Genomic DNA, 19,853 nt, shown 5'->3' on the forward strand with positions numbered 1-19,853 from the left:
CCTTAGGGTAATTGTGCCCTGAGTGACAACAGAAACTGATCTCCGGGATTGGCAGCCAGGGCCTCTGACAAGGCGGCCTTGGCAGCATCGGTTTCGCCGAGCGCTGCATTCAGCCGTATGATCATTGACCAAGCCTGAACCATCTGAGGGTCAAGACGCGCAGCCTCGCTAAATGCGGAAACCGCGTTTGGAAAGTTGCGTGTCGCAAGCGCCATACCACCCAATTGCATATGGGTTTCGGGGAAATCCATTTTTGTCTGCAGCGCTGTGCGCAAGTCTCCCATAGCCGCAGAAAAAGCTGGGCGATCCGCTTCGGGCAGCAGGTTCGGAGGCAGGCCAAGCATTTCGCGTACGGCAGAAATCCTTACCGCGCGCATGTCATCAGACAGAAGTGGCGCAAGTCTTTCAACGGCGGTTGCTGGCTCTGCCGCTCTTTGCAACGGAGCGGCCGTGGATCGGATAAGCGGCTCGGGATCAGTAAGAAGATGGGCCAACTCATCTGCCAAACGTGGCGAGGCATAGCCTTGCAACATCTCCAGCGCCGTTGCGCGCACGATTGCGGGCAGTTCGTTGTAAGCTGCCAAATCACGCAGGGCGGTCCCAACCTCTGGCGCGCCACTCTGGGCTTGGGCAAAAACGTCAGAGAAGTGCGTGCCGCGGTACTCCGACTGGGGATACCAGCGGTCTACCTGACGCGAGGCCCACTGTGGACTGCGATCGTTGTGACAATCGTTGCACGCGTTCGGGCTGCCGGTTCGGACTGTCAGGTCCGGGCGCGGAACGCGGAACGAATGGTCGCGACGCCCATCGATGCCCATGTAGACACGTTCGATCATGTGGCAGCTTTTGCACTCGGCGCCTTCTGTGCCCGCTTCGTGGAAATGGTGACTGGGGTCGTCATAAAGGGCCTTTTGCAGGGTCGGAAACTCTCCATTCCCGGATTCTGAGTGGCATTGTGTGCAAACGGCGTTGCCGGTCTGCTCAAGGTCTGCGGCGTGAACATCATGGCAGTTTTTACAGGTTACGCCCTCGGCATACATTTTGGACTGCAGGAAGGATCCATAGACATAGACCTCGTCCAGAATCTGACCGTCAGGGTGATAAAGGCCCGGGCGCAGCGTGGAGAGCCGGTAGGCGTCATGAAACGCCGTTCCCGGTTCCGGAGAGCCGCTCAGAAATGGTTCACGGCGTGAATGGCAGCTGGCACATTGCTGGATCAGCAATTCCTGTCCGCCATTGGCATAGTCCACGGTCAACCCGGTGTTGCCAGTGCCATCGCTGACCGCATTCGAGGCCTCTTGTGCCCAATCCACATGTGACGAACCGGGGCCGTGGCAGGCCTCGCACCCGACTCCAATTTCGGCTTGGGTGCTGGAATAGGTTCGCGTCACAGCATCATAATTACGTGTGTAATCGGTCGCGTGACATTCGGCGCAGCGGGCGTTCCACGTTTTGTATGGCCCGGTCCAGTGCAGCGCGTCCCCGGACTGCAGACCTTGATCCGGGTAGATGTGATACCATTCCTCTTTGACAGCATCCCAAGGCACGTCAAAGCTTTGCAATCGACCCGGCGCTGTTTCCAGCGCGTATTGCTGCAGCGGTGCAATTCCAATCACATCTTTCACCGGATACTTTGTGCTGGCGCCATCAGGCCCGTCACTTTCGATGAAATAGGCACCATCTTCTGTCGTAAAACGAGATGTCACGCCGTTTAGTGTGAACTCGGACCCCGAAAAGTCGCCCAAAACCATGCCTTCGTCGGGGCGAGTCCATGCAAGATCGTGATGCGAGCCACGCCAAGCCTCGGCTTCTTCCTCGTGGCAATCGATGCAGGTTTCACTGCCAACATACGTTGGACTGGCCAGCAAGACGGTTGGTATGAACAAAACTGCCAAGACAACAAGTACGCGTGCGTGAAACATAAAGGCCCATCCGCAGTAAGAATTCAGGCTTCTATGTAGCGCGTTATTCCCGTCTGTCTCCAGCGAAATTCCTGTCTGGGTTGTTCAACTTTTTTTCTGGGCACTAATTCGCTCGTTTCTTTTGCGTTTTTCTGGGGCTGAGCTACATTGCGCTATAGGTTTATTAATAGGGAGTTTTTTGATGAGGCCAATCTCACGACTAACAAAGGTATTCACGGTTGCCGTCTCAATGACGTTGATCGCGGTGCCGGTATTTGCAGATACGGACAAGCCAAACATTCTTGTGGTTTGGGGCGATGACGTCGGCCAGTCCAACATTTCCGCTTACACGATGGGAATGATGGGCTATCGCACGCCAAACATCGACCGGATCGCCGATGAGGGCATGATTTTTACCGATTATTATGGTGAGCAGTCCTGTACCGCTGGTCGCTCTTCCTACATCATGGGGCAATCGGTGTTCCGCACAGGACTTTCCAAAGTTGGCTTGCCTGGTGCGAAAGAAGGCATGCAGGTCGAGGATCCCACCATTGCCGGGATGCTTAAGGCCGAAGGTTACATGACCGGCCAGTTCGGCAAGAATCACCTTGGTGATCGTGACGAACATCTCCCGACCAACCACGGTTTTGACGAGTTCTTCGGCAATCTGTACCACCTCAACGCAGAGGAAGAGCCGGAAAACGAAGACTATCCCGGTGATCTGCTGATGGCCGACGGCCGCACCTTCCGTGAAACCTTTGGTCCGCGCGGTGTGATCAAGTCATCGGCCGATGGCAGTATCGAAGACACTGGTCCTCTGACCAAAAAGCGCATGGAAACGGTGGACGACGAAACCGTGGCAGCCGCGGTTGATTTCATCAAGCGCGCCCATGAGCAGGGCAAACCCTTCTACGTCTGGTGGAGTGGGACACGCATGCACTTCCGTACGCATGTGCGGGACGATATGCGCGCAAAAGCCAACGAGATCGTGGGTCGCAATGTGGATGAATACACCGCGGGCATGATTGAGCATGACCTGCATATCGGTATCTTCCTTGATCTGTTGGACGAGTTGGGCATCGCGGACAACACCATCGTGCACTATTCGACCGACAATGGTCCGCACTACAACACCTGGCCTGATGCCGCGGCGACCCCGTTCTTTGGCGAGAAAAACACCAACTACGAAGGTGGATGGCGTGTGCCCTCGATGGTGCGCTGGCCCGGCCAGATTGCCGAAGGGTCGATCTCGAACGAGATCATGCACCATATGGACTGGTTGCCAACCTTGCTGGCCGCTGCCGGCAACGACACCATCAAAGACGATCTGATGAAAGGTGGCGTTCAGGCCATTGGACGCGAGTACAAAGTGCATCTGGATGGCTACAATTTCCTGCCGCACCTGACGGGTGCCGAAGCCAAGGGTCCACGTGACGAGATCTTCTACTTCTCGGATGATGGCGATCTCACCGCTCTGCGCTGGCGTGAGTGGAAGTTGATCTTCATGGAGCAGAAGGAATACAAGACCTTCCGCGCTTGGATGGAGCCCTTTACTCCGCTGCGCGTGCCGTTGATCTTCAACCTACGTCGTGATCCGTACGAGCGGGCTTACCAGACCTCCAACACCTACTATGACTGGCTGTTGGATCGCGCCTATCTCTTGGTGCCTGCGCAGGCTTATGTCGGTCAGTTCCTGGCCACTTTCCAAGAGTATCCGCCGCGTCAGAAAGCGGCGAGCTTCAGCCTGGAACAGGTCATGGATAAGCTTACGGCACCGACCCACAACTAAGGGTTCGCACAGTTGAACAGAAAATGGGCTGCCTGAGAGGCGGCCCATTTTCAGTTTTGGGGGCGCAGTGCGCGCGTCGTTTTGGTCTTTGACAATAATGATTTGGCCGGGCTTGATGGAGCCAAAAAAATGAAGGGACCCATAGATGACAGATCGCTTTGCGACCCGCGCCGGAGAGGTGGAACTGGGATTTGATCCTGCGGATCACACTGACGCTGGCGTGCATTTCATTGGCGAGATTCACACGCCTTGGTCCGTTGGGGATTGCCCCAGAAATGTGCGCGCGGCACGCGAGAGCGGAAAGGGCGCAGAGATCGTCCTAAAGCCAGATTTTGTCCCCGGACTTGAGGGGTTAGAGGTCGGGCAGGCGGTGATTTTAATCTACTGGATGTACGCCGCCCGACGCGACCTGATCCGGCAATCGCCAAAACACGTCGAGGAAACGCGCGGGACATTTGCCCTTCGCTCCCCCGTACGGCCCAATCCCTTGGCGATGTCTGCGGTGCGGATCACCGGCATTGATCTGGAGACGGGCAGGGTTGAGATTGATGCGATCGACTGTTTTGACGGTACGCCGCTCGTAGATATCAAGCCGTGGGTTGAAACGATCGACGTGCCACCAGTGTCCTGTTAACCGCGTGGAGCTGGCGAGATCAAAAGATCAACCGGCTGCCAACCTACCCATATTTCAAACAAGACAGACCAAACCACGTGCCAAGAACCGCAATTGGGGTGCCATGGTGCTTGCAGTGGTGCCTTAAGCGCATCACTATGAACGCAAAGCCGATTGGATCCTGATATGCTGAAATTCTATGCAGCCATCTGGCGTGTCAGCGCGGGCCGCCAAGTTGTCTTGATAATACTGTCGTTGATTGTTGCCGCTTTGGCAGCCGCACCGCTAAACTTTCAAAGAGAAATTGTGAACGGCCTCACCGAGGCCACGGCAACGGCAGAAGACTTGATTTGGCTCTGCATCGGTATGATGGCGGTGATCCTTCTGTCCCTATCCCTGAAATGGTTGATGGGGTTTCGCGCCAATATCCTTGGCGAGGATATCATCCGGTTTCTGCGGCGGTATATTTTCGGGGCGTATCTCAGAGCCGGGGCCAAGTCCGAGGATACCGGGCAATCAGCGGCAATGATCGCTGCCGAAGCTGAAGAGTTAGGTAAGTTCGTTGGCAGCGCCTTTTCCGAGCCAGTCGTACAATTGGGAACCTTGATAAGTGTGATTGGCTTCATTGCGTCCACGCAACCAAAGCTGGGCCTGATCGCTCTGTTGATCATTCTTCCTCAGGTGGTGATCGTTCTTTACACCCAATCGCGCGTGAATGCGTTGGTTTCGGCCCGTGTCAAGATTTTACGCAGGGCTACAGGGCATGTGACGGGCAGCGATGCGCGCGCCCTTGAAGAGCAGGTCCTGCAGGAGTTTGATGAGATCTATGACACCCGTCGCCGGGTGTTTCACTGGAAACTCTCCACCAAATTCCTGCTGAGTGCGATCAACGGGGCCGGAACGGTCGCGGTGCTCATGCTGGGCAGTGCGATGGTATTGCGCGATGTTACGGACGTCGGAACCGTTGTGGCAGCCGTCATGGGGCTAAGCCGCCTGCAGGCGCCCACGGCGTTCCTCATCGCGTTCTACAGGCAGGTGAGCGCGACGCGTGTAAAATACGAACTGTTGCGCGATGCCTTTCCCGAAGGTGATCGCCAAGCGGTCTTGGAAAAGCTGAGAAATCGCTCTGGCTAGGGCTCTCTTGTACTCAGAGATCAGCCGCAGACTGTTGGCTTCACAAAATCAAGGCGAACTTGCCTCTTTTACGTCGCGCCTGCGCATGATTGTATGACATCGACGCGATCTTTGACCGGATGTGATGCGTCACCAGCCGACACGCAATACAAGGACCCCACTGCATGAAACTGATGCGATACGGTGATCGCTATGGCACCAAAACCCCCTGTATCCTTGACGCGGAAGGTGTCGCCCGAGATGCATCTGCCATCGCGGCAGACTATGCGCCGGACATTCTGACAGAAGAAGTGATTGCCGCGCTCACGTCGATAGACCCGACCAGTTTGCCAGTTGCCGACATTGCAGGGAAGCGGGTAGCCCCTCCGATCGCGCAGCCGCGTAACATCTATTGCATTGGCTTGAACTATTCCGATCATGCCGCCGAGGCGGGACTGCCGGTGCCGGATCAGCCGATCCTGTTCAACAAGTCCTCGGGCGCTTTCTGCGGGCCGAATGATGATATCCTTTACAGCCCCAAGATGGCCAAGCTGGATTGGGAAGTCGAGCTGGGTCTTGTCATTGGCAAGCGTGCGCTGAACATCTCCAAAGATGAAGCGCTGGATCATGTGCTTGGTTACACCCTGGTCAATGATGTCTCGGAACGCGCTTGGCAGATGGAACGAGGTGGACAGTGGTCCAAAGGCAAGTCTTTTCCGAATTTTTGCCCGACAGGCCCGTACCTGGTCAGCGGAGATGAAATCGGCGATGCACTTGGGCTGGACATGTGGCTGGACGTGAACGGGAACCGCATGCAGACCGGCAATACCGACACGATGATTTTTGATTGCGCGGCAATTGTCAGCTACCTGAGCGAGTTCATTCAGCTTGAGCCCGGAGACCTGATCTGTACCGGAACGCCTCCGGGTGTTGGTGCCGGCAAAGACCCGCAGGTCTTTTTGAACGTTGGGGATGAGGTGCATCTGGGCATTGAAGGCCTGGGCTCTCAAACACAGAAAGTCGTCGCACTATGACCAAGGATTCCGGTATGAAACTCCGCTCGCAACACTGGTTCGATAACCCTGATAATCCGGGCATGACGGCGCTTTATATTGAACGCTATCTGAACTTTGGCATCACGCGCGAAGAGCTGCAGTCTGGTAAGCCGATTATCGGGATTGCCCAAACAGGGTCTGACCTTAGCCCCTGCAACCGTCACCATATCGAATTGGCAAAACGCGTGCGTGACGGGATCACTGCGGCGGGTGGCATTTGTTTTGAGTTCCCGGTGCATCCCATTCAGGAAACCGGCAAACGCCCGACAGCAGCACTGGATCGCAACCTGGCCTATCTTGGTTTGGTCGAAAGCCTCTATGGATACCCCATCGACGGCGTGGTTCTGACGATTGGATGTGACAAAACCACACCCGCGCTCTTGATGGCTGCGGCGACGGTCAACATTCCAGCGATTGCCTTGTCAGTCGGCCCAATGTTGAACGGTTGGCACAAGGGCAAGCGCGCCGGGTCAGGTACGGCGATCTGGCAGGCCCGAAAAGAGCTTGCCGCGGGCGACATTGACTATGACCAATTCATGGATGTCGCCACCGCGTCGGCGCCTTCGGTTGGCTATTGCAACACCATGGGCACCGCGAGCACGATGAATGCGCTGGCAGAAGCCTTGGGCATGCAATTGCCCGGCAGTGCGTCGATCCCGGCGCCCTATCGCGAACGCGGTCAAATCTCCTATGAGACGGGGCGCCGTATCGTTGAAATGGTGCATGAGGATTTGAAACCCTCTGATGTCATGACGCGCGAGGCCTTTGAGAACGCCATTGTCGCCAATTCCGCCATCGGGGGCAGCACCAATGCGCCGATCCACCTGAACGCGGTTGCGTCACACTTTGGGATCGAATTGACCAACGATGATTGGCAAAAGGTCGGGCATCAAATTCCGCTCTTGGCGAATGTGCAGCCTGCTGGTGACTACTTGTCTGAAGATTTCCATCAGGCAGGGGGGGTGCCGGGCGTTATGGCCGAGTTGATTGCCAACAATGCCCTGCCGCATCCGCACGCCGTCACCGTAACCGGGACGTCCATGGGCGAGGTTTATGCCGGGGCCTCGGTCAGCAATGCAGATGTGATCAAACCCTATGCCGCGCCAATGAAAGAGGCCGCAGGGTTCCTTCACCTGCGTGGCAATCTATTTGACAGCGCAATTATGAAAACCTCGGTGATTTCAGAGGCGTTTCGCGCCCGATATCTCTCAAACCCGGAAGACCCTGAGGCCTTTGAAGGGCGCGTGATCGTCTTTGACGGTCCCGAAGACTATCACGACCGCATCGAAGACGACGCGCTGAACATCGACGAAAGCTGCATTCTGGTGATCCGTGGCGCGGGCCCGATTGGCTATCCGGGCGGCGCCGAAGTGGTCAATATGCAGCCTCCGGCCAGCCTATTGAAAAAGGGTATAACCGAGCTTCCCTGCATCGGTGATGGCCGCCAATCTGGCACCTCGGGCAGCCCTTCGATCCTGAACGCAAGCCCCGAAGCGGCGGCCATGGGAGGACTTGCGTTGTTAAAGACAGGTGACAGGGTGCGCATAGATCTGAACAAGGGGCAGGCGGATATCCTGATTGGCGACACTGAATTGGCAGAGCGGCGTCAGGCTCTAATTGAGGCGGGCGGCTATGCCTATCCCGATCATCAAACACCGTGGCAGGAAATTCAGCGCGGTATCGTGGATCAATTTGACAAGGGTATGGTTCTGAAGCCCGCGGTCAAATATCAGAGGATCGCTCAAACCAAGGACTTGCCCCGTGACAACCACTAACGCAGAGCGTCTGGCGGGCAAGGTCGCCGTTGTGACCGCTGCGGGTCAGGGGATCGGTCGCGCGGTTGCGGAGCGTCTGAAAGCCGAGGGGGCGCAGGTCTTTGCGACGGACCTGCAAGCGGATTTGCTGTCAGACGCTGAAGGCATGCAGACAGGTCAGTTGGATGCCACCGACCATGCGGCCGTGCAGGCGTATTTCGCGGGCTTTGAGCGCGTCGACGTACTGGTGCATGCAGTAGGTTATGTTCATCAGGGTACAATTGAAGACTGCAGCCCCGAAGACTGGCGCCGGTCTATGAGCATCACGCTCGACAGCGCCTATAATGTGCTTGCTGCGGCCGTGCCGAAAATGCGCGGAGCTGGCGGCAGTATCGTGACGATTGCGTCGGTGGCCGGATCGATCAAGGGCCTGCCAAAACGCGTGGCCTATGGTGCTGCCAAGGCAGGGGTCATTGGTCTGACCAAAGCTGTGGCTGCGGACTATGTAGCCGAAGGCTTGCGATGCAATGCGGTGTGTCCCGGCACCGTCGACACGCCTTCAATGCGCGAGCGCGTCACCGAGTTAACAGAACAATTCGGCAGCTATGAGAAGGCGTGGGAGTTCTTTATCAGCCGGCAGCCAACAGGTCGATTGGGAACAGCGGACGACGTGGCTGCGGCCGTAGCCTTTCTTGCCTCAGACGAATCCTTGCTATTTACCGGGCAGACCTTGCAGCCGGATGGCGGCATTACGATTTGAGGCCTGGTGCGAGATGGTCGCTCAGCCGTGGCTGTCGATTGATTGCGCAAAATCTATAAAGGTCTTTAAAGCTTCGGGGTCCGGCGCCACGCCGGTGAACCCCAAGAGATACCCCTCAAGCCGACCCATCCGGGTTTTCATCGACTCGCGCACTTCCAATGCGTGATAGCCCAACTGCATGAAATAGATGATGCGTGCGCGGGTGTCCGACTCGTAGTCTGAATAGCCGTGGCGCTGGAACATGCGCACCACAGCTGCAATCCGCGCTGTGTCTGCCGCGTCAATGCGAAGGCGGACAGAGGTTTCACGTCTGGACCATTCGCGCACCGCGAAATCCAGCCCCTGATCAAACTGACTTGGATCAACGAAACAGCGAAAGAAATTGCAGGCAGCTTCAGTGATGTTAAGTGCAGGCAGTTCAGTATTGGTGATGATCAACTGGGTATTGCGTTGCTCCCAATCATCCAGCAGCGCCTCGAGCAAATGTTTGCGGCTCTTGAAATACCAGTAAAAGCTGGACCGAGAGACGCCCAGTCGCTCACCCAAGGTCAACACTTTAACCTCGCCGACGCCATCATTGACCAAGGCATCTCGGGCCACGTTCAGCCAGTCTTCGCGCGTGACTTTGACATGGCCGTGCAATGGGGCCTTGTCCGGATCGTCGCGGTGCAGAACAGGATTTGCGCGTTTGTTCATGTCAGCTTTCGGGTGGCGCGCCGCCCTCGGCGCTCCGTTTGGCGATAAAATCTTGCAGAGATGCTAGTTTTTCTCCGTCTATCCCAAGGTCGGGCGTGCTGGCAACGATGTCTTTCCAGACCTCTGTTGCGCGGGTAGACGCATCCTTGGCGCCGCGTTCTGTCCATGTGCCGAAATTGGCATAGTCATGCACGACCGGTTCATAAAACTCGGTGTTGTAACGTGCCATAGTTTGCGGCGCCGAAAAGAAATGGCCGCTCGGGTCGACGGCGCTGAGTGCACTGTCAAAACCGATCTCATCCTCGCCGGCCTTCGCGCCCGCGCAGAGTTCCGCCACCATGTTCAGCACTTCGGCATCCGTCACCAGTTTTTCGTAAGACACGGTAAGGCCACCTTCGAGCCATCCGGCAGAATGGATGATCACGGTGGCACCCGCCATCAGGCACCCCCAAAGACCGAATTGGTTCTCGTTGGCGGCCTGCACATCGTTGCTGGTTGAGGCCGACCCTGCCGCCGAACGCCATGGCAGGCCGATATGTCGTGCCAGCTGTCCCGCCGCGAGCGAGGCCTGAAAATGCGCGGGTGTTCCAAAGGCGGGTGAGCCGGTTTTCATGTCCACGTTTGATGTAAACGTTCCATAACACACCGGTGCACCGGGATTGGTGAGCTGCGTCAAGGTGATCGCCGCGAGCGCCTCGGCATGGCTGAGCGTGATCGAGCCGGCCACGGTGATTGGCGCCATTGCCCCCATGAGCGTGAAGGGGGTTACAATCGACATTTGCCCATGTCGGGCGAAATCAATCAGGCCTTGGGCCATCGGAATGTCCAACGTGCGCGGGCTGTTGGTGTTGATGATCGTGTAGCAGTGCGGCCCTGCCTGAAACGCCTCATCCGACAGCCCACGGAAATCCCGGACCATCTCGAAGCAATCCATCACCTGCGGCGTGCCACGGGAAAAGACAAAAGGGAACTTGTCGCTGTGTGTCACCTGTGCCTCGGTCGTGAAGTAATGGCGCAAGTGCGGCGCGACGTCCTGGGGCTCGACTTGCGGCGAGATCATCTGGAAGACGTCAAAGTGATGGGTCAGTTTCAGGTATTCGATGTAGTCGCGCGCGGAACCGGGGCGGCGGCCCCGCTCCAGATCCGTCGCGTTGGGTGCGCCAGCCCCCGCCTGAAACACGAGACTGCCCAGTTCCAGAACAAAATCCCGTTGGGAGTTGCCCGCATGACAATGGATCGACTTGGGTGCCGAAGTGATGGCAGCCTCGACCATGTCGCGGCCAATCCAGACCATTTCGCTGTCTTCATCGACACGCGCGCCGCCTTTGGCGAATAGCGTACGCGCCTCGGGCAACAGCACCTTCATTCCCAACTCTTCCAACGTGCGCAGCGCTGTCTCATGCATCTGGGCAATCCGGTCCGCCGGAAACACATCCATTGGTGGAAACAGATTGCGCAACTGACGGTAGTTCACGTCGCGTTTGGGTGCCTCAGAGGGGCCGCGCCCACGTCGTCGCCTACCGCTGCGTGCGGGTTCATCCATGCTCATGAACTACCCTCTCATTGCCTTGCCCTGTGGATCATAGGGAGACGCTGCAATGACTTTGGCTGGGCGTTCCTCTCCAACGATATGCACGCTCAACTCAGTGCCTTCTTGCGCGACAGCGCGGTCAATCATGGCCATTGCCAGTGATTTACCCGTTGTATGGCCATAGCCGCCTGAGGTCACAAATCCGACGCGCTGATCGCCATTCCAAACTGGTTCATACCCGCTGGCATCGGCGTCAGAGGCATCGATCTCCATAGTAACGACCAGCTGATCTGGCCCGTTTCCATCACGTTCCTGTATCGCCGCGCTACGGCCGACAAAGTCGCCCTTCTGCCAATCAATCCAGCGATCCATGCCGGTTTGCCCGGCTGTGTAGCCTTGGGTGAACTCGGCGCTCCAGATACCGAAACTCTTTTCAAGTCGTAGGCTGAGCAGAGCGTTAAAGCCGACCTCTTTGATGCCCAGATCAGCGCCCGCCTGAAGCAGTGTTTCGCGCAATGTGATGTGTTCTGCAGCGGAGCAATGGATTTCGTATCCAAGCTCTCCGGTGACTGACAGGCGCCCCACTTTGCCGCGGATCAGGCCGATGTCAAAGGTTCCGCATCCCATAAACGGCAGGTCGCCAATGGCGCCTTCCGTCAGTTTTTCCATCACTTTCAGGCTATTCGGCCCCGACAAGCTAAAGCCGACTGTTGCATCACCAATGTCGCGCAACGTGACGCCATCCGCCATGTGATCGTTGAACCAGCGCATGTGCCATTCACGCAGGTAGTAGCTGCCCATGATCCACCATGTGCCGTCGCCCCAGTTGAACACCGTCAGGTCGCCCTTCATGCGTCCCTCTTCGGACAGCATCAGGGCAAGTCGTGCGCGTCCGGGGGCGGGCAGTTTCGAGGCCATGATTTTGTTCAGCCATGCTTCTGCCCCTTTGCCCGAAACCTCGAAGCGCGAAAAGCCTGAGATATCCAGCAGCCCAACAGAGTTGCGCACCGCTTTGCATTCCTCGGCCACAATCTCGAGCGCGTTTGAGCGTTTCAGCGTGTGGCCCTCAATGAAATCTTCGGATGGGGCAAAATACAGGGGCACTTCCAGGCCCCAGGATGCACCCCAGCGACAACCAGCAGCGGTCATGTCCGAGTAGGCCGGTGCCATTTTCAAGGGACGCCCGGCGGGCAGTTGTTCGTTGGGATAGGTCATTACAAAGCGGCGTGAATAGAATTGGCCGGTGGTTTCCTTGATGTAGCGTTTGTTTTGCGCATAGTCGCCATAGCGGGCCACATCCATACAGAAGACATCCGCTTCGGGTTCGCCGTGGATCATCCATTCGGCCAGCGATTTGCCAACGCCGCCCCCTTGGAGGAAGCCAGCCATCACGCCGCATGCCGTCCAGTAACCGCGTTTCCCCGGAACGGGGCCGACAAGCGGGTTGCCGTCGGGCGAGAAGGTGAATGCACCGTTGACCCAGGTCTTGATGCCAACGTTTTCAAGCGCCGGATAGCGATCATAGGCGCACATCAATTCGTTTTCGATCCGGTCGGTCTGTTCCTTGAACAACTCCTGACCATAATCCCAAGGTGCCCCGTCCATGGCCCAATGCTCATGGTTCAGCTCGTAAATGCCGACCATCAGGCCTTTTTGGTCCTGACGAGTATAGGTAAACCCTTCAAGGTCCACGGTCATTGGCACCTCAAAATCCAGCGCTTCGATTTCGGGCACGCTCTCCGTGACAAAGTAGTGGTGTTTGAGTGGGCTCACCGGCAATTCAATGCCTGCCATACGTCCCAGTTGCTTAGCCCAAAGGCCACCCGCATTCACGACATGGTCGCAGGTGACGGTGCCTTGTTCGGTGACCAGCTTCCAACCGTCGGGCGTTTGATGAAGTTCCAGAACACGGTTGCGCAACACGACATCGGCGCCGCGTTTCTTCGCTGCCGTTGCATAGGCCACCACGGTTGATGTTGTGTCGAGATACCCTTCGCGATCTGCCCACATCCCGCCAAGTATGCCCTTGGTCGACATGGCCGGGTTCAGCTGCCCCGCTTCCTCGGGAGTAACAAGGCGACAATCGTCAATGCCGATGGACTGAAACGTGCGATAAGCCGATTGCAGCCATTCCCAGCGCTCAGGAGTGCCGGCAAGTGTCAGTCCGCCTGTCATATGCAGGTTGATGTCTTGCCCTGACTCTTCCTGAACGTCGGACAACAGATCAATGGTATAGGCTTGCAACGCGGCCATGTTTGGATCGGCGTTCAGTGCATGAATGCCTCCGGCCGCATGCCATGATGAGCCACAGGCGTACTCGCCGCGTTCAATCAGACAAACGTCCGTCCAGCCGAATTTCGCCAAGTGGTACAACACCGAGGCGCCGACAACGCCGCCCCCGATCACAACGGCACGATAGTGCGATTTCATGATGTTTCTCCCCGAAAGTATGGCTGATGAGAAGCAGCAAAAGCCGACTCATCACAAGCATTGGACATTTCTGTCTAATTGTATGGAAGGGCCTGGACAGTCTTGTCCAGAATTTTTTTCTCGCTGGTTTGGGCGGTCTAAACTAAAGTTGCGTGAATGGTGACGCCACCTTGAAAATTTGGCGGCCTCGAAAACAGCTGGACTTGTGGTCAATGCCCGAAGCTTTAGAAGCGCATCTGGGGCGTCAATGCCGGAAAGAGCACCGGGCGCCTGACGATTTTGTCGCGCCGACCTTGTTTCTTGCGTCTATGGCGAGCCGTATGATGACGGGGCATTGTGTGGCTGTTGATGGCGGCGTTGTGGTTTCGGGATAGGTGACAAGCATGAAAGCAGATTGGATTGCGGTGGATTGGGGCACTTCACGCCTGCGCGCTTGGGCAATGCAGGGCGAAACCGTTCTGGCCGAGGCCAGCTCGACAAATGGGATGGGACGCCTTTCACAAGACGCTTTTGAACCTGCGCTTTTGAACCTTGTCGAAGATTGGCTGGAAGGCGGCCCCATAGACGTTGTGGCTTGCGGCATGGTCGGTGCTCGACAGGGGTGGGTTGAAGCGCCTTATAGTGCGGTGCCTGTCTCGCCTTTTCCGGAACGGTTGTTCCAGGTGCAGGGCACGGACCCGCGGCTGCGGGTGTATGTTGTGCCGGGCTTGAAACAAGAACGGCCTGCCGATGCGATGCGCGGAGAGGAAACCCAAGTCGCTGGTTTCCTCGCGCGCCATGAAAACTGGGATGGCGTCGTTTGTTTGCCGGGGATCCATACCAAATGGGCGCACGTCAGTGCCAATGAAGTGGTGAGTTTTCAAACATTTATGACGGGCGAAATGTTTGATCTCTTGTCCGAAGCTTCAGTCTTGCGCCATTCGGTTGGCGAGGGGGGGGATCAGGAAGCATTCGTTGATGCGCTTGGGGATAGCATGTCGCGCCCAGAAAGCTTGGCGGCACGCCTGTTTGGGCTCAGGGCGCAGGATCTCTTACACGGACAGTCCAAGGCAACGGCACGGGCGCGTTTGTCGGGGTATTTGATTGGCGCAGAACTGGCCGCGGCCCGCCCCTATTGGCTGGGCCAGAAAGTGGCTTTAATTGGTGCGTCCGGATTGGCTGGCCACTATGCTGCGGCACTTAAGCTGCAAGGCGTTCCGGCGCAGGTATTCGAGCGTGATGAGATGACCCTTGCGGGATTGGCCGCTGCGCATGCCAGTCTGGTAGATCGAAAATAAGAAGAGATCTGTTGCTTGTTATTCTCCGGAACACTAGCCCAATGCTCAGAAGGTGGAGAGGCCGGTACGCTTGGCTTAGGCGTAAAGTGACCCGGTGCGGGTTTTCAGGAACATCTCCAAGGGGATGTCTTCCTGTTTCAGAAATCCGCGATCCGACAACAGCCCATCGCGCACCATCTCGATGACGGCAACAACCGAGGCAGACGTCGTCCACGAGATGGCCGTCCGCATCTGGCCGGCAATCTCAATTGGGCGATAGGCGCGCACAAATTCTTCGCGGTGCAAACGCCCGGCGATTTCGCCTTCCGAGGCGACGTGGATGTACACCACGTCATTGTCCGTGGGGGGCTTGGCATTGACCAAAATGTCTCCGGCCTCTTCTTTGCGGTCGCGCATCAAAAGCTCATGAAAGAAGAAGTTCATCAGATTGGCGTGACCGGGGTAACGCATTGTTTTATAGTCGATATTATCGACGGATCCGAGGTATGTGTCACACATGGTGCCCAAGCCCCCTGACGTGGTGAAGGCTTCGAGTTTCATGCCATCGATATAGAGCGTTTCCAGCCACTCCATCGGTGAGACCCATTTTTGCACGCCCCCTTCGATCACTTCGCAATCGTTTAGGTATTCATTCACGACCCCATCTGGTGACCAGTTGAACGCATAGCCCATCAGCCCCGTTGGATTCTGGGGCAGGGCACCAACGCGCATGCGGCACGATCGGCAATGGTCGAAATCGGCAATCTGCTTGGCACCTACGATTCCCACAAAGCCCGGCGCCAGACCGCATTGCGGCGCCATGACACCCTTGGCCGTCTTGCTCAGCTCAAGAATGGCTTGGGTGGTCGGGACGTCTTCGGTCAGGTCGAAATAGTGAATACCTGCTGCATGCGCGGTCTGCGCCACGGCAATGTTCAAGTGGTAAGGCAAACAGGACAACACCCCGTCATGTTTGGCAAACAATGCGGCCAAAGCGGATTGATCTGTCACGTCAGTCGACAAAACTGGAAACGGCATCTCTTCGCGGGGCGCATGTAAATCATGTCCCGTGACATCAAAACCGGACTCGTGCAGCAGGCGTGCGGCCAGAGCCCCGACCTTACCCAGGCCGAGAATAGCAATCTTTTTCATGTGTTTATCCTTAGATGTCAAACTTGATGCCTTGCGCGAGAGGCAATTCGCGCGAGTAGTTCACGGTGTTGGTTTGACGGCGCATGTAACCTTTCCAGGCGTCCGAGCCGCTTTCGCGTCCGCCGCCGGTTTCTTTCTCTCCGCCGAACGCACCGCCAATCTCTGCACCCGAAGGGCCGATGTTCACATTGGCAATGCCACAGTCCGAGCCTTCGGCTGACAAGAAGGTTTCAGTCTCGCGGACATCGGTAGAAAAGATGCAGGAACTCAGCCCCTGCGGAACGGCGTTTTGCAGTGCAATCGCCTCGTCCAGTGTGTCGTATTTGACGACATATAGGATCGGCGCAAAGGTTTCGTGATGCATGATGGCTGTTTGTGCAGGCATCTCGACAATGGCCGGGTGCACATAGGCCGCGTTGGGATGCGTCGCACCCAAGGCTTGCTGGCCACCATGCACAGTACCACCCTCGGCGGACGCGGTCTCAAGCGCACTGATCATCGCCGTCAGCGCTTGTGTGTCGATCAACGGGCCGACCAACGCGCCATCGCTCAGCGGGTCGCCAATTGGAAGGGTTTCATAGGCTTTGATCAGGCGCGGGATCAGCGCGTCATAAACGTCATTGTGCACGATCAGGCGGCGCAGTGTGGTGCAGCGTTGACCGGCGGTACCAACGGCGGAAAACACAATCGCGCGCAAGGCCATTTCCAGATCCGCAGACGGGGCCACGATCATGGCGTTGTTGCCGCCAAGTTCGAGAATGTTCCGGCCCAGACGGTCTGCCATGTCACGCGCCACGTTGCGCCCCATCGGCACGGACCCTGTGGCAGAAATGATCGCCACATCCGTGGAAGCGGTCATGGCTTGCCCAAGGTCACGTTCACCAATCAGCGTCTGAATGAGGCCCTTGGGCGCATCGTCGCCAAACTTGTGCATGACGGTTTCGCAGATTTTCTGCACAGCCAAAGCGGTCAGCGGGGTTTTCTCGGAAGGTTTCCACAGGACTGGATCACCGCAGACAAGCGCCAGCGCTGCGTTCCAGCACCACGGGGCGACAGGAAAGTTGAACGCGGTGATGACACCGCAGGTGCCCATTGGATGCCAGGTTTCACGCATCGAATGACCGGGGCGTTCCGAGGCAATGGTCAAGCCATAAAGCTGGCGGGAAAGACCAACGGCAAAGTCGCAGATGTCGATCATCTCTTGTACTTCGCCCAGACCTTCTTGATAGATTTTACCGCATTCCAGCGTCACGAGCCGTCCGAGATTTTCCTTTTCGGCGCGCAATTCTTCACCCAACAGGCGGACCAGTTCACCGCGGCGGGGTGCCGGGACTTTGCGCCAAGAATGGAACGCGTCTTTGGCGCTGGCGATCATCGTTTGCGCGTCGGCGACGCTGTGCATCTTGAGGGCCGCAATCTCGCTGCCGTCCACAGGCGTCGTGACCACCAGCTCACCGCCTTGGGTGTCGGCATCGGTCAGGCCGCAATTGGATAGGATTTTGCGAAAGTCGTGTGCGGAGGGGGCTGCGGTCATGGGGGCGTTCCTTGGGTGTCCGAATTTGATGAGCCAAGTGTTCTCTGCAGAAGCGTCAATCAAAATGCTAATTTTTCTATCAATTCGGGAAATTTATGTCATTTAGGGAAAGTGCGATGTAGGGAGGGACGCATGGACGATCTGGATCATCGACTATTGCAATTGTTGACCAAAGACGCGCGAACGTCGGTCACGGATCTATCTGTTGATTTGGGTGTGTCGCGTGGCACGGTTCAAAACCGCATCGACAAACTTTTGCACACACGCGTGATTCAGCGGTTCACCGTCGAGTTGGGATCGTCAGAAGACGATCATCAGGTCAGTGCGTTGACCATGATCCGACTTAAGGCCGACGATGGTAAAGTCACCATCGCGGCGCTCAAGCGTATTGAGGAAATATTTGAAATACATACGCTTAGCGGGAATTTTGATATGGTGGTCGAAGTTCGCAGCGCCTCGTTGAAGAGGCTGGAAAAGACACTGGATCGAATCCGCTCATTACCAGATGTTGCCGAAACTCAGAGCCACATCAAACTGTCTACGATCAGCAGCCGTAAAACCGAGCTTCGTCGCAAGTGACTGTCGGTCTCACCGCGCAAAGACTGCACGGTGAGCCAATGTCCTAACGATACTGGGCGTATCTAGTGCCCTTCACCCGGTGCCGGATACTGCATGCGGTGCAACACGTCGTCCCATGATACGTGATTGCGCACAAACTCATTAGCCTCATCGCGTGGAGGCGCATAGTCCCACGAGGTCATCTTACCTTTGACCATCGCCGCGTGTACGGCACGTCGTTGCTTCTGCGTCGCCAGCACGTCCGCTCTTACTTGTTCTGCATCCCAGTAATTCTCGGCTTCCTGTGCGAACTCGGATGCCAGCGCTGCATGTTCGGGATCTGTTGCCAGATTGACCTGTTCCAACGGATCGTCATGAACATTGAAAAGTTGCGGTGGGTCGACCTCGCAGTGGATGTATTTATGGGCGCCTCTTCGGATCATCAGAATGGGATGAGACGCCATTTCGGCACAGTATTCGGCATAGGTGGTGCGATCTCCGGCGGCCTCACCTTTGGCCATCGCCCAAAGACTTTCGCCGCCAACCGGCATGCCCATCTCTGGCGCGTCCTGTCCCGTCGAGGCGGCTATGTCGACGAATGTCGGCAACAAATCAACCAATGAGACCGGTGCATCCTGCGTGCCCGTGGCAACGCCGGGGCCACACATAATCAATGGCACGCGCGCCGAGTGTTCAAAGAAGTTCATTTTGTACCAAAGACCGCGCTCGCCCAGCATGTCGCCGTGGTCGGCTGTGACAATGACGATGGTATTGTCGAACAGGTCGGCCTCTTTCAAGGTTTGCACAATGCGCCCGACGTTGCTGTCAAAGTAACTTGTGTTGGCGTAATAGCCATGCCGCGCATTGCGGATGTCCTCATCGGACAAATCAGCCTTATCCGCCTCGATCCCAGCGCGCAGGCGTTGCGTATGTGGGTCATCCCCCGGTCCGGTGCTGGGCATGTCGATGTCATCCGGGTCATAGAGGTTCCAGAATTCCGGTCGTGCGACATAGGGGTCATGGGGATGGATCAGGCTGACCAGCATCGCAAAGGGGGCAGTTTTCTGCATGGCGTATTCAAAGATGCGACGTCGGGCCAGAAACGTGACCTCTTCGTCGTATTCATACTGAAACGTCGTCATGGCCTGACCGGCTTGGCGCACCGCGTCCATGTTGTGATACCAGTGGTCGATCCGCTCGTCGGGTTGTTCCCAGTCCGGGGTCCAGGCGTGATCTGAGGGGTAGATGTCTGTGGTCAGACGCTCTTCGAAACCATGCATTTGATCGGGGCCGACGAAATGCATCTTGCCGGACAGGCACGTGCGGTATCCCATCTGGCGCAGGTAGTGCGCGAAAGTGGGGATCGAGGCCTTGAATTCGGCGCCGTTGTCGTAGCCGGCGATCTGGCTCACCTGTTGACCTGACATAAAAGAAAATCGCGACGGGGCGCAGAGGGGTGAGTTGCAATAAGCCGCGTCAAAGCGCATGCCCGACTGGGCCAAGGCGTCCATGTTCGGGGTTTGCACAAGCGGGTGGCCATAGGTGCCGGTAAATTGCGGCGCCAGTTGATCGGCCATGATGATGACGATGTTGGGTTGTGTCATAAGACAGACTCCTGAGTTTGTTGGGAAAATCTACTCAGAAGCCTCCCGGAGGGGGCTGGTATTGCATGCGTTTTTTGTGCGTGCACATCATTTCATCAAAGCCTGAC

16 protein-coding genes are annotated in these 19,853 nt (G+C 56.8%); 9 read left to right on the forward strand and 7 right to left on the reverse strand.

The annotated features are described in order from the left end of the window. Positions 1 to 2 precede the first annotated feature (2 nt). On the reverse strand, positions 3 to 1,922 hold the full coding sequence (locus Q0932_RS07525; protein WP_299351015.1) for a multiheme c-type cytochrome: 1,920 nt from the start codon (positions 1,920 to 1,922) through the stop codon (positions 3 to 5). A gap of 229 nt (positions 1,923 to 2,151) precedes the next feature. Here Q0932_RS07525 and Q0932_RS07530 point away from each other — a divergent pair, with 229 nt between their 5' ends. The 6 genes from Q0932_RS07530 (at position 2,152) to Q0932_RS07555 (ending at position 8,985) form a co-directional block, all read left to right on the forward strand. Next, a complete protein-coding gene (locus Q0932_RS07530) occupies positions 2,152 to 3,690 on the forward strand; it encodes an arylsulfatase (protein WP_299351453.1) in 1,539 nt (512 codons plus the stop codon). 145 nt (positions 3,691 to 3,835) lie between these two features. Continuing rightward, positions 3,836 to 4,324 (forward strand): SAM-dependent methyltransferase, encoded by a 489-nt coding sequence (locus Q0932_RS07535; RefSeq protein ID WP_299351017.1) that lies wholly within the window; start codon positions 3,836 to 3,838, stop codon positions 4,322 to 4,324. Between the two features lie 165 nt (positions 4,325 to 4,489). Beyond that, the gene (locus tag Q0932_RS07540; protein WP_299351019.1) at positions 4,490 to 5,437 is read left to right on the forward strand and encodes an ABC transporter transmembrane domain-containing protein; all 948 of its coding nucleotides are present in this window, start codon (positions 4,490 to 4,492) and stop codon (positions 5,435 to 5,437) included. Between the two features lie 164 nt (positions 5,438 to 5,601). Further along, positions 5,602 to 6,450: a fumarylacetoacetate hydrolase family protein gene (locus Q0932_RS07545; RefSeq protein ID WP_299351021.1), complete on the forward strand. Its 849-nt coding sequence runs from the start codon at positions 5,602 to 5,604 to the stop codon at positions 6,448 to 6,450. Beyond that, positions 6,447 to 8,246: an IlvD/Edd family dehydratase gene (locus Q0932_RS07550; RefSeq protein WP_299351023.1), complete on the forward strand. Its 1,800-nt coding sequence runs from the start codon at positions 6,447 to 6,449 to the stop codon at positions 8,244 to 8,246. Before Q0932_RS07545 ends, Q0932_RS07550 begins: the two co-directional genes overlap by 4 nt. Then, on the forward strand, positions 8,233 to 8,985 hold the full coding sequence (locus Q0932_RS07555) for an SDR family oxidoreductase (RefSeq protein WP_299351025.1): 753 nt from the start codon (positions 8,233 to 8,235) through the stop codon (positions 8,983 to 8,985). Before Q0932_RS07550 ends, Q0932_RS07555 begins: the two co-directional genes overlap by 14 nt. A gap of 21 nt (positions 8,986 to 9,006) precedes the next feature. Here the strand turns inward: Q0932_RS07555 and Q0932_RS07560 are convergent, their stop codons facing one another. From Q0932_RS07560 to Q0932_RS07570, 3 genes are read right to left on the reverse strand one after another with little or no spacing between them, the layout of a single operon-like run. Beyond that, positions 9,007 to 9,681, reverse strand: coding sequence for a TetR/AcrR family transcriptional regulator (locus Q0932_RS07560; protein ID WP_299351026.1), 675 nt, complete (start codon positions 9,679 to 9,681; stop codon positions 9,007 to 9,009). Between the two features lies 1 nt (position 9,682). After that, a complete protein-coding gene (locus Q0932_RS07565; protein ID WP_299351028.1) occupies positions 9,683 to 11,230 on the reverse strand; it encodes a trimethylamine methyltransferase family protein in 1,548 nt (515 codons plus the stop codon). A 3-nt stretch (positions 11,231 to 11,233) separates the two neighbouring features. Continuing rightward, the gene (locus Q0932_RS07570; RefSeq protein WP_299351029.1) at positions 11,234 to 13,642 is read right to left on the reverse strand and encodes an FAD-dependent oxidoreductase; all 2,409 of its coding nucleotides are present in this window, start codon (positions 13,640 to 13,642) and stop codon (positions 11,234 to 11,236) included. Between the two features lie 212 nt (positions 13,643 to 13,854). Between Q0932_RS07570 and Q0932_RS07575 the strand changes: the two genes are divergently transcribed. Together Q0932_RS07575 and Q0932_RS07580 are read left to right on the forward strand one after the other, a co-directional pair. Then, positions 13,855 to 14,016 (forward strand): hypothetical protein, encoded by a 162-nt coding sequence (locus Q0932_RS07575; RefSeq protein WP_366141395.1) that lies wholly within the window; start codon positions 13,855 to 13,857, stop codon positions 14,014 to 14,016. 9 nt (positions 14,017 to 14,025) lie between these two features. Beyond that, positions 14,026 to 14,919 (forward strand): 2-dehydro-3-deoxygalactonokinase, encoded by an 894-nt coding sequence (locus Q0932_RS07580; protein ID WP_299351031.1) that lies wholly within the window; start codon positions 14,026 to 14,028, stop codon positions 14,917 to 14,919. 75 nt (positions 14,920 to 14,994) lie between these two features. On the opposite strand, the gene Q0932_RS07585 is transcribed toward Q0932_RS07580, so the two are convergent. Together Q0932_RS07585 and Q0932_RS07590 are read right to left on the reverse strand one after the other, a co-directional pair. After that, entirely contained in the window at positions 14,995 to 16,050 is a 1,056-nt protein-coding gene (locus tag Q0932_RS07585; RefSeq protein WP_299351034.1) for a saccharopine dehydrogenase C-terminal domain-containing protein, read from the reverse strand. A gap of 10 nt (positions 16,051 to 16,060) precedes the next feature. After that, on the reverse strand, positions 16,061 to 17,584 hold the full coding sequence (locus Q0932_RS07590) for an aldehyde dehydrogenase family protein (RefSeq protein WP_299351035.1): 1,524 nt from the start codon (positions 17,582 to 17,584) through the stop codon (positions 16,061 to 16,063). A 132-nt stretch (positions 17,585 to 17,716) separates the two neighbouring features. Here Q0932_RS07590 and Q0932_RS07595 point away from each other — a divergent pair, with 132 nt between their 5' ends. After that, positions 17,717 to 18,163, forward strand: coding sequence for an Lrp/AsnC family transcriptional regulator (locus Q0932_RS07595; protein ID WP_299351037.1), 447 nt, complete (start codon positions 17,717 to 17,719; stop codon positions 18,161 to 18,163). 62 nt (positions 18,164 to 18,225) lie between these two features. Here Q0932_RS07595 and betC read toward each other — a convergent pair whose 3' ends face one another. After that, complete coding sequence (gene betC / locus Q0932_RS07600; RefSeq protein WP_299351039.1) at positions 18,226 to 19,746, reverse strand: choline-sulfatase; 1,521 nt, start codon at positions 19,744 to 19,746, stop codon at positions 18,226 to 18,228. Positions 19,747 to 19,853: the final 107 nt, after the last annotated feature.

Origin of the sequence: uncultured Shimia sp., from assembly GCF_947498095.1 — a bacterium.
GTDB lineage: Bacteria > Pseudomonadota > Alphaproteobacteria > Rhodobacterales > Rhodobacteraceae > Shimia.

Bases quoted from the DNA above. Each gene is read 5' to 3' on its own strand.
- Q0932_RS07585 (WP_299351034.1), bottom strand. From the start codon at position 16,050: ATGAAAAAGATTGCTATTCTCGGCCTGGGTAAGGTCGGGGCTCTGGCC.
- Q0932_RS07575 (WP_366141395.1), top strand. From the start codon at position 13,855: ATGCCCGAAGCTTTAGAAGCGCATCTGGGGCGTCAATGCCGGAAAGAG.
- Q0932_RS07590 (WP_299351035.1), bottom strand. From the start codon at position 17,584: ATGACCGCAGCCCCCTCCGCACACGACTTTCGCAAAATCCTATCCAAT.
- Q0932_RS07560 (WP_299351026.1), bottom strand. From the start codon at position 9,681: ATGAACAAACGCGCAAATCCTGTTCTGCACCGCGACGATCCGGACAAG.
- Q0932_RS07530 (WP_299351453.1), top strand. From the start codon at position 2,152: ATGACGTTGATCGCGGTGCCGGTATTTGCAGATACGGACAAGCCAAAC.
- Q0932_RS07550 (WP_299351023.1), top strand. From the start codon at position 6,447: ATGACCAAGGATTCCGGTATGAAACTCCGCTCGCAACACTGGTTCGAT.
- betC (WP_299351039.1), bottom strand. From the start codon at position 19,746: ATGACACAACCCAACATCGTCATCATCATGGCCGATCAACTGGCGCCG.
- Q0932_RS07525 (WP_299351015.1), bottom strand. From the start codon at position 1,922: ATGTTTCACGCACGCGTACTTGTTGTCTTGGCAGTTTTGTTCATACCA.
- Q0932_RS07545 (WP_299351021.1), top strand. From the start codon at position 5,602: ATGAAACTGATGCGATACGGTGATCGCTATGGCACCAAAACCCCCTGT.
- Q0932_RS07535 (WP_299351017.1), top strand. From the start codon at position 3,836: ATGACAGATCGCTTTGCGACCCGCGCCGGAGAGGTGGAACTGGGATTT.
- Q0932_RS07570 (WP_299351029.1), bottom strand. From the start codon at position 13,642: ATGAAATCGCACTATCGTGCCGTTGTGATCGGGGGCGGCGTTGTCGGC.
- Q0932_RS07580 (WP_299351031.1), top strand. From the start codon at position 14,026: ATGAAAGCAGATTGGATTGCGGTGGATTGGGGCACTTCACGCCTGCGC.
- Q0932_RS07565 (WP_299351028.1), bottom strand. From the start codon at position 11,230: ATGAGCATGGATGAACCCGCACGCAGCGGTAGGCGACGACGTGGGCGC.
- Q0932_RS07540 (WP_299351019.1), top strand. From the start codon at position 4,490: ATGCTGAAATTCTATGCAGCCATCTGGCGTGTCAGCGCGGGCCGCCAA.
- Q0932_RS07595 (WP_299351037.1), top strand. From the start codon at position 17,717: ATGGACGATCTGGATCATCGACTATTGCAATTGTTGACCAAAGACGCG.